At 56.7% G+C, this 8,902-nt stretch carries 7 protein-coding genes and 3 pseudogenes; 5 read left to right on the top strand and 5 right to left on the bottom strand.

Annotated features, from left to right (window positions below; genetic code table 11):
- Positions 1-660: 660 nt before the first annotated feature.
- Positions 661-1,074: pseudogene (locus C442_RS20900) on the bottom strand (cell division control protein Cdc6); the annotation flags it as partial.
- On the opposite strand from C442_RS20900, the pseudogene C442_RS21480 reads away from it, so the two are divergent.
- Positions 1,072-1,167, top strand: a pseudogene (locus tag C442_RS21480) (IS1595 family transposase); the annotation flags it as partial. The pseudogenes C442_RS20900 and C442_RS21480 overlap by 3 nt on opposite strands.
- Positions 1,168-1,357: 190 nt before the next feature.
- Here C442_RS21480 and C442_RS05985 read toward each other — a convergent pair.
- From C442_RS05985 to C442_RS22520, 3 genes are all read right to left on the bottom strand, one after another.
- Entirely contained in the window at positions 1,358-1,588 is a 231-nt protein-coding gene (locus C442_RS05985) for a hypothetical protein (RefSeq protein ID WP_014030570.1), read from the bottom strand.
- 184 nt (positions 1,589-1,772) lie between these two features.
- The gene (locus tag C442_RS05980) at positions 1,773-2,063 is read right to left on the bottom strand and encodes an ArsR/SmtB family transcription factor (protein WP_008308706.1); all 291 of its coding nucleotides are present in this window, start codon (positions 2,061-2,063) and stop codon (positions 1,773-1,775) included.
- Between the two features lie 67 nt (positions 2,064-2,130).
- Positions 2,131-2,439: an alpha/beta hydrolase family protein gene (locus tag C442_RS22520; RefSeq protein ID WP_008308705.1), complete on the bottom strand. Its 309-nt coding sequence runs from the start codon at positions 2,437-2,439 to the stop codon at positions 2,131-2,133.
- 1,592 nt (positions 2,440-4,031) lie between these two features.
- On the opposite strand from C442_RS22520, the gene C442_RS05970 reads away from it, so the two are divergent.
- The 4 genes from C442_RS05970 (at position 4,032) to C442_RS05955 (ending at position 7,810) form a co-directional block, all read left to right on the top strand.
- A complete protein-coding gene (locus C442_RS05970; RefSeq protein WP_008308704.1) occupies positions 4,032-4,364 on the top strand; it encodes a hypothetical protein in 333 nt (110 codons plus the stop codon).
- 5 nt (positions 4,365-4,369) lie between these two features.
- The gene (locus C442_RS20890; RefSeq protein ID WP_008308703.1) at positions 4,370-4,975 is read left to right on the top strand and encodes an FAD:protein FMN transferase; all 606 of its coding nucleotides are present in this window, start codon (positions 4,370-4,372) and stop codon (positions 4,973-4,975) included.
- A gap of 100 nt (positions 4,976-5,075) precedes the next feature.
- Entirely contained in the window at positions 5,076-5,504 is a 429-nt protein-coding gene (locus C442_RS05960; protein WP_008308702.1) for a universal stress protein, read from the top strand.
- A gap of 125 nt (positions 5,505-5,629) precedes the next feature.
- A complete protein-coding gene (locus tag C442_RS05955) occupies positions 5,630-7,810 on the top strand; it encodes a heavy metal translocating P-type ATPase (protein ID WP_008308700.1) in 2,181 nt (726 codons plus the stop codon).
- Between the two features lie 111 nt (positions 7,811-7,921).
- Here C442_RS05955 and C442_RS05950 read toward each other — a convergent pair.
- Positions 7,922-8,898, bottom strand: a pseudogene (locus tag C442_RS05950) (IS1595 family transposase).
- Between the last annotated feature and the right edge of the window lie 4 nt (positions 8,899-8,902).

Below are 8,902 nucleotides of genomic sequence, written 5' to 3'. Positions count from 1 at the left end.
TGTTGACTACTGCATGGGTCCGTGGGCTCACATCAGATTCCATCTTGACGGCGGACCGCAGGGGTGGAATCCTCATACACGAACACGAAGCCTCGGTGGCCTCGCGTTCTAAGCGAGTGACCCAGGCCACCACGACGGTGGCGTTGGGGTGTCGTTCCGAGAGCGCTTCCCGGCGCGACCTTCGCATTACATCCGATGGGAGGGGAGTATATAAATGGACGGTCTCGAATCCACCGTGTTCAGGCACCACACAGAACATGTGTCGCATACACACTAGAGAAATAGCCACATTGTCTAATCCAATACAACCATCATATCATTCAGGTAAGATATTGAGCACATAGCTGGCGACGATGAGAAATCCTCGCGAGATCGGGTTACGCTGGCTCATGAAGATGTTGCGTTTTACGACCCGAACTACTACCAGATACAACTCATTCGAACTGCTGAGAGCGTTCTCTCGTCACTTGGATTTGACCGGACGGACATCCAGCCACATTACAGAAACTCGAGATACGACCCTGAGCGAGTGGTCATAGTCCAAGAGAGAGCTACCAGTCCTGCAATACACCGTTAGTTCATGTGAAGACAATACCGAAACACACCACTGTTTCCGCAGCTACACACCACCATTTCCGAAGCTATTGGTGAAAGCGTGATTCAGTAATTCGAAAGATTTGCTTGCAGCATATTGTTGTCTTCAGCGGTTGATTGGATGATATTCGCGACTTCTTCGAATCGCGAGGTCGACAGCTAGACATCAAGGACGGCTTTGAGCGGAACATCAAGTTCGTATTCGTGATAGCGACCAGCGGAAAGACCTTCATTGCGCTCGTACACGCTGATGAGTCCGAGCATATTCATATCCGATAGATGGTCACGGACACGCCGTTCGCTAACGCTATCGGCATCAAGCCGGTCGCATATTTTGATGTACCGGTCGTAAAGGTCACGAGAACGAATAGGAACTTCGTCAAGCGCCTGGTGATATGCAAGCGCACACAAGACAGCGTGTCCCTGTGTCGTAAGTTCTTGCATACCCCCGTAGAGCTGGTTCTTTTCGAGTTCATCCTCACACCCTGTCTCAGAGCGTTACTGCTTCGAAAATGCGTCCGCCGAAAACCCGGCGACGAAGCGCTCAAAATCATCCTTGAAACAGCGCTATGACGCCACCAACAATCGCTTACCCAAGAGCGTTATTTATTTGAAACAGCCCGACGTCCGAGCGGTCGTCCGCCATACCGCTGCCCGAACTGCGGAGGCGACCGGTGACACCGACTTCGAGAGAGTCCGTCTAATCGGTGAACGAAATCAGTCTATGAAATCCTTCTCATAGATCTGAAAAATTGATGCGAACTCAGGTCTGGCTCTGATAGAGAAGAACTAAAATGGCAAGTCCGATGAAGAAGTCCGGGAGAAACACGAACGCGCCGATGTTTGGGCGAGGTCGGAAGCCGAAGACATTGTGTACTACTGGATTTGACGTACCCGCGTATAGGAGCAGCGCGAGGCTTAGCACAAGCAGGCTTGCTGTGTACTTGTTCGGAAGGTCGCGATAAAGCTGCATGTAGATGGCTGCGAGTGCCACCAGTAACACGAGGTTTAGAGTTGTAAAGAAAACCTCCATCCGAATGAGCAGTTCAACTTGGGAGGACAGCGCCCTCGACGGAGGGCCATGGGATGGAACTGATGTGAAGAGTGCGACTAGGAGTGCGATACCACTCGCGGCGGTCGCACTCGCTACTGTCGTTCCAAGTGGACTCTTGATCCAGTTACGAATCATCATCAACTCCGGCCTGTTCCGCCACGTCTTCCATGATGTCGAGGTTGTTCATCATTCGGTCTGAGAGGAAGTACATCTGCCCGTAATTGTCGCCCTCCGTGGTCACGATATTGCTCTCTTCGAGGACTTCGAGGTGGTGCTGCACTGTTTTGTAGTTCAAATCTAGGTCATTCGACAATTGGTTGGTGTTTCGTGGCTGGTCATTGAGTGCGCGGAGGATACGAAGCCGATTGCGGCCTCCACGAGACCCACCAATGAGCCACCAGAGCAACTGCCGCATCTATTGAGTATTCATTTGGTCGGTGCAAATACATTCTGTCTCGGTCCGAACGATACTATACCCCGAATTAGTCACTGATCCAGGAGATAATCCGATCAGCGATTTCACCGTTATTGTCGTCTTGCATCATGAGATGTGTATTTCCGGATATCCCTTCGTCTGGAAGGCTAAGCAGCGTCGATGCGGGACTTGTCTCTCCTGCGAACTCTGCAGTTGTCTGGGTCGCTTCCTTGCGACCAGTCTGCCCACGCTCGTCGACATAATCGCCATACACACCCATGAACGGTGCATCACCACCCATCTCCGCCACAGTTTGCGGGTCAGTCGGCGCACCGACCGGCTCAACTGCGACAATCCGTTCAACGAGGTCCGGCATAGCTTGTGCAACCGTGAATCCGGAACTACCGCCCGCTGAGTGAACGAGCAGCACTGCCGGACCAACACGATCGAGAAGCGCCTCTAGGGCGGCAGTCTCTTGGGATGGTGTGAACCGGCTCCCACCGCCACCTCCGGTAGTCGACCCAGTCTGGGTTCCAGCTGTGGTCTCAGTGGAATCCGCAGGTGTGGGGTTCTGGTCGCTGCCACGTCCACCCGTCTGGCTTCCACTTTGTCTACCGCCACCTCCGCCACCAGTGCTAACGTATGCGGGGAATGACGCAACGAGTTGGTCGACCGACTCGACCGGGTATCGAACGTCCTCGTATGGGTCACCGGCTTCAGGTCCGAACCCCCACGTCGGCCAGGCTCGATCGATAGACCACCGGGAGAGTGACACAGAGTCAGAGTTCTGGAGGGCAGCAGTGTCTAAGCCACCTGAATCGACGTTTCGAGGCGGGTTAAATACATACACTGGATGGCCAGCTTCGGCAAAGTACTCCACCCAGCCGCGTCGACCGTCAGGTGTCGTCCGGTAAATGTACGGTGACAACCCAAGGCCGGGCACCATTACGACGGGTGACTTGTCGGTGGCTGTTTCGGGCTGTGTATATACGACTTCAGCACGTCCGTCGATGACCGTACTACTGCTTGTGTTTGCGTTGCCGACGTAGAAATTACCGAACGTCGGAGAGTCGTCATTCTGTTGTTCAGATTGCGGAGAGGCCTCAGAAGCGGACTGTGTATTGGTGTTCGGTCCGCTGTTGTCGGTTGTGCTATTGCACCCTGCGATAGTCGCAGCAAGTGCGACCCCAGTTGCGCGAAGAAACGCTTTCCGAGAGATACCCGATGACATACAGATCGTACTGGCCGGGGATCTGACTTAGTCGATTGCCGAAATCGGCCACAGGTTAGGCACAAATTCATTCCAGTTCATGCAGAACGCCCGATATTGACAGATGATAGTACGTTGAGGGAACTACTGTGTCGCTCAGAGCATATACATTGAGAGCACCGGTCTCAACTTCTGGCACAGTTGTGATGTTGAGACTACAGCGAGTTTAGCAGGGCTGTGAAGCGTGGATTTGACCGATTCGGTCAGCGGAAACTGCCCAGATGGCTCTCCAAGCGGCCATTCTTGTCACACACCCATCCATATGGACAAATTTTCGAGACTTCCAGCAGCGTAGCCACTCAGACGGCGCGCTAACCCGAACAGAGTACCTCACTACCCGATCCCGGTTTCCTTCTTCAGTAGCGTCAGCGTGTTGTCCGCTGTAATCACCGGTGAGTGCTCATACTCGCCAGTCAATCCGGCTTGGACGAGGAGATCGATAGCGCGTCAGATCGAGTACGCTTCATTCCGTACGCAGGGCAAACAGGGGATTGCCAGTAGTGCCAGTTGCTCGATAACGAAGTCACATACATACTCAGAATCCACCTCGCGCTCTGAATCGATTCGATAGCCGTACGAAAATTCGATGGTTGGACGCGAACGCCTTACTAAGCCTGTCTCAACCCTCTATCTGCAATGGCAGAATGCAACGACCGCCACGCCGAAGATAGCGGTTCTAAACAGAGGGGTAGCTAATTATGCGCGTTCCTGTCCCGAAGAACAAACTCGTCGCATTCACTCTCGTCGGTGCGCTCCTCACAGCTGGTGTCGCTGGAGCCCTTGCTCTGCCCGGCGGCGGCCTCGCACAGGCTGGCGAGCAACCTAACTCACCAGATACGCCTGCGTCAGACGACTCACAACAGGTTACTGCGGATGCGCCGACGCCGAATCAGGAGTTCACCCCAGCAGCCCAGACACAGTCCGGATACGAGGACGAAGAACACGAGGAGTATGAAGAGGACGACGAGGATGAAGACGAAGAGGAACACGGGAACGAAGAACATGAGGAAGAACACGAAGAGGAAGAGTGACTGAGATGACGGGTCCGCTCGCATCGGTCTATGAACGGTTCGGGAACACCTACCGCGAGTTCGAGTGTTGTGACACGACGTTTCGGATTCAGGCGATGGGCGTTCGGGCCGAGGCTGGGGCAACTGCGACCCGAAAAACGGCTGAATCACTCGAAGCCCAGCTGAACACCTTCGATGCGGCGAGTGCCGTCAACCAGCTCAACCGTGAAGGAGAAGTCAGGAACGAACACGTTGTCCGAATCGTTCGCCGTGGAATCGAATACAACGACCGAACCGGCGGGGTGTTCGATATTCACCAGGGCCGCGTCGAACAAGGCCTCAAAACGTTCTTGCGTGATGACAGTGAGACACTACCAACAGAGTTTGATACCGGAACTGACGATTCGCATGCGACGATCACGTTCTCGGCGCCAGGCGAGGAAGCTGAGGACGCTGAGGCCCCAGAGAGGACGAAGATACCGAGACTGACGTACTGTTCGAAGAGTTGCGTGAGTGGCATGCTTCAGGCGATGGACGCTTCGAGTGTGAACTACTCGGAGGTCGATACAACCAAATCGAGGGAGCAGGTTGTCAAAACGATTGGCGTTCAACCGTCGAATCCAAACGAGTGATGCTCCCCAACCCGATTCATCTGAACGCACCAAGACGAATCGTCGTCGCACAACCCACTGAGCAGTACATTCATTTCAATTCAGCATCAAATAGTTTCTCATGCCTGTCAACGTTCTCATCGCCTTCGACGGCTCCCCGCTTTCAGAGCGGGCGCTCACATACGCTATCGAGACCTTCCCGGACGCGCCCATCACCTCGATTTACGTTATCAATCCTCTCGACTCCGTTATCGATGTGGAGGCTGGCGGCTTACCAGTTGCCGAGGACTGGTACGACAATGCCAAAGAACGAGCAACCAGAATCCATGCGACGGCTACGGACCTCGCGGCGGAACGTGATACCGAACTCGTTACCGTCACGGAAGTCGGAAAACCGGGACGAGCAATCCTCGAATACGCTGACGACCACGATGTCAATCAGATCGTCATGGGCAGCCACGGCCGCTCAGGAATCGACCGTGCACTTCTCGGGAGCGTTGCCGAGACAGTTACCCGCCGAGCGCGAATCCCGGTGACGATCATCAGCTGAAGCATTCGGACCGGGGGAGCAGACGAGAATCCACCGTGTGAAACACCCGCTTCGTACGCAGTCAGACAGAAACACAATGACAGACCGACAATACAAAACCATAGTACAGTACATAGGGATATCGCGTGACCGTTACTGAGTCGCCTCCGCTATCGACCTGTACCATCCAGATCGAACGACGAGGCGGTCGCGGCGAAGCGGGTGCGCGAGCTCTCGAACGCTACCTTGGAGACACACCCGGTGTCCACGATGTCGACGTCTCGTTCCGAACGGGGAACGTTCGAATCACCTACGACGAGAGCGTCACCTCGGGGGTGCAACTTCGAGAAGCGGTCCGCGACCGCAACGTCTCGATCGAGAACGAGCGCGACACGGCCCCCGACGAGGTGACCACACGCTCGGAACTCAGGCAGGAGGCCGTATTTGTCGGTCTAACCTTGCTCGGGATGGTAACCGGCCTCGCGACAGGATGGCTCAATGGCCCGCCACTCCTCATGTGGGGCGGCTACGGCGTCGCGTACGTCTTCGGCGGGTGGTACGGACTCAAAGGGGCCATCGAGACGCTGCGCCACCGTGCGGTCGACATCGACCTGTTGATGATCGTCGCCGCGCTCGGGGCGCTCTCGATCGGAGCACCCTTCGAGGGTGCGATGCTTCTCTTCCTGTTCTCGCTGTCGAACACGCTCCAACACTACGCAATCGGCCGCTCGCGGCGGGCGATCAAGTCGCTCGTCGAGATGCGACCGGACGAAGCGCAGGTCCTTCGTGACGGTGAGGAGGTCACAGTACCCATCGATGACATCGATGTCGGTGACGTGTTCGTCGTCCGCCCCGGTGACAAGATTGCGCTCGACGGCGTCGTCACGTCCGGCGAGGGAACGGTCGACCAGGCCTCGCTCACCGGCGAATCCGTCCCGGTACCGAAGGAACCCGACGACGAGGTGTTCGGCGGCACGATCAACGAGAGTGGGAGCCTCGAAATCGAAGTCACACGGCAGGCCCACGAGTCGGCGATCAGCCGCCTTATCACCATGGTCGAACAAGCCCAGAGCGAGAAGGCCCCGACACAGCGGCTCATCGACCGGCTCGAACAACCGTACGTCCTCGGGGTGTTCGGGCTCACAATCGCAGCTATCGCAATTCCACTCGCGCTCGGAAGTGAGTTCACGGGGACGTTCTACCGCGCGATGACGCTCATGGTCGCCGCCTCGCCGTGTGCGGTCATCATCTCGACGCCCGCGGCAGTCCTCTCAGCAATCGCCTCCGGTGGCAGGCAGGGCGTGCTGTTCAAGGGAGGCGAACACGTCGAGACAGCAGCGAATATCGACGCAGTCGCCTTCGACAAGACCGGCACACTCACACAGGGCGACACGCAGTTGACCGACGTATTCGTCCGTGATAGTGCGGCGGACGAGACACTAACCGAGGACTCGCTTCTCTCGCTCGCGGCCGCAGTGCAGGCCCGCTCGGAGCATCACCTCGCTCGTGCGACCGTGGCGGCAGCAGACGAACGATCACTCGACACACCCGACGCCGCACGGTTTCAGTCGGTAGCCGGGAAGGGGGTTCGAGCTGACGTCGGCGAGGAAACCATCCATATCGGGAACCGGAGCTACTTCCAGACAGTTCTCGGAGACGAATCAGTCGACGGTCTCAAACCCGGCCTCAGCCGGCTCGAAACCTTAGAGGAAGAGGGAAAAACGAGCGTCCTCGTTGCCCGAGAGAGTCACGTCGACATCAGCGTCTTGGGGTGGCTTGCGTTCACCGATACCGTTCGCCCTGACGCGGCCGAGATGATCGACAAGCTCCGATCGCTCGGCGTGGAGCATATCGTCATGCTGACGGGCGATAACGAGCGCGTCGCACAGCGCATTGCCGACGAGGTCGGCATCGACGAAGTCCAGGCGGAACTGCTACCGGAAGAGAAAGTGGCGACGATCGAAGAGCTGGTCGAACAACACGAGAACGTAGCGATGGTCGGTGACGGTGTTAACGATGCCCCAGCCCTCGCCACAGCGACCCTCGGCATCGCGATGGGGGGTGCAGGGACTGATGTCGCACTCGATACTGCTGATGTGGTACTGATGGGCGATGATCTCAGCAAGATTCCCTACGTACTCGGCCTCGGCCGCAGGACTCGCCGAACACTCACCATCAATCTCGCCATCGCCTTCGGCGCGATTGCACTCATGGTCGGTACGATCCTCCTCCGTGGAATCCCGCTCCCGCTTGCCGTAGTCGGACACGAGGGGTCAACGGTTCTCGTCTCGCTAAACGGCCTTCGGTTGCTCGGCTTTCGTGGATGAGAAATTGGCCGGTGGGCAAGAGGCAGTCATCAACACAGAGGGCGAGTGAACAATCGAAAACACCTGCATTCGATGGACATTATTATTTCAAAAGGAGTCTCGCTCTCGCTCTTATGTAGAATTGTGGAAAGCCCCGATAACGAGACAATCAATGGTTGACTGGACGGATTCCCCAGCCAGGGTGAGGGAGCGAACGATGCCGAAGGTGTGAGCGGCCTGTTCCAAGCCCTGCTTGGACAGGCCGCGGAACTTCCGCAACTACGGCTGAACAAGCGAAAATAGGCACTCAGCCTGGTTAATATGGACGCCTTCTGGCGAAACGTACCTCCCTTTGTGTACGACCGTTCGGTGGTCAAAGTCCATCTGTCGGTATGCCTGGAGTCCGTCGGTCCAGACCTCTCCCAGCGGCTGGGAGAGGTCTTCAGCCTCCTGAATCACAGGCTCAAGATCACCTTCGTAATCAATACCCAGTTGGCCACGAATTACACGTAGCGAGTCGCGGCACGCCGCGACGAGTGTCAACTGATCACCGTGGCGGCCCCGCCAGCGTGATCGACCTGTCTGGGATGAGCCGCCGCGAGAACGGCTGTTCCGCGGCGGCTCTTGGCCTTTGTAGCCCGAGCAGACTCTGCCAGATTCGTCCACTTGTATCGATCCATCGATAGTCTGGTCGAGGAGTCTCCAGACGGCGGGGAAGCCGCGCTGAACCGCGGCTTCCACCTCCTGAATCGCCGTGTGAACGGTTTTGTAGGCCCGATCAAGAACGGTGCGATCTGGTTGATACTGAGCAACGTATCTGCGTAGAGCGTGAATGCGAGAAATACCTCGCCGCAGGTGAGGTGTTTCTCGTGAAACGGCGTTCCGTAGGTGTAGACCGGCCTGAAATTGCAGTCACGGCACCAGACGCGATCGAGATGCGGCCACGTTTGAACGGAGTTGTGCCCGCACCGTGGACAGGACGTATTCTCCCAGAATTCCTTGAGTCGCCGCTCGATCCGGGCATCGAGCGGCTCGGTGTCGATATCAACGACGCCCAGCTCGATCAGCTCTCGAAACGTTGCGCCGAACGCCGGCTGAGCAGAAGACATACTC

The organism is Haloarcula amylolytica JCM 13557 (assembly GCF_000336615.1).
In the GTDB taxonomy this organism is placed as follows: Archaea; Halobacteriota; Halobacteria; order Halobacteriales; family Haloarculaceae; genus Haloarcula; species Haloarcula amylolytica.
This window is presented reverse-complemented; position numbering and strand designations above follow the sequence as displayed.

Excerpts from the sequence above, each read along its gene's own strand:
- C442_RS05960 (WP_008308702.1), top strand. The coding sequence starts at position 5,076 with ATGCCTGTCAACGTTCTCATCGCCTTCGACGGCTCCCCGCTTTCAGAG.
- C442_RS22520 (WP_008308705.1), bottom strand. The coding sequence starts at position 2,439 with ATGCCGGACCTCGTTGAACGGATTGTCGCAGTTGAGCCGGTCGGTGCG.
- C442_RS20890 (WP_008308703.1), top strand. The coding sequence starts at position 4,370 with ATGACGGGTCCGCTCGCATCGGTCTATGAACGGTTCGGGAACACCTAC.
- C442_RS05980 (WP_008308706.1), bottom strand. The coding sequence starts at position 2,063 with ATGCGGCAGTTGCTCTGGTGGCTCATTGGTGGGTCTCGTGGAGGCCGC.
- C442_RS05970 (WP_008308704.1), top strand. The coding sequence starts at position 4,032 with ATGCGCGTTCCTGTCCCGAAGAACAAACTCGTCGCATTCACTCTCGTC.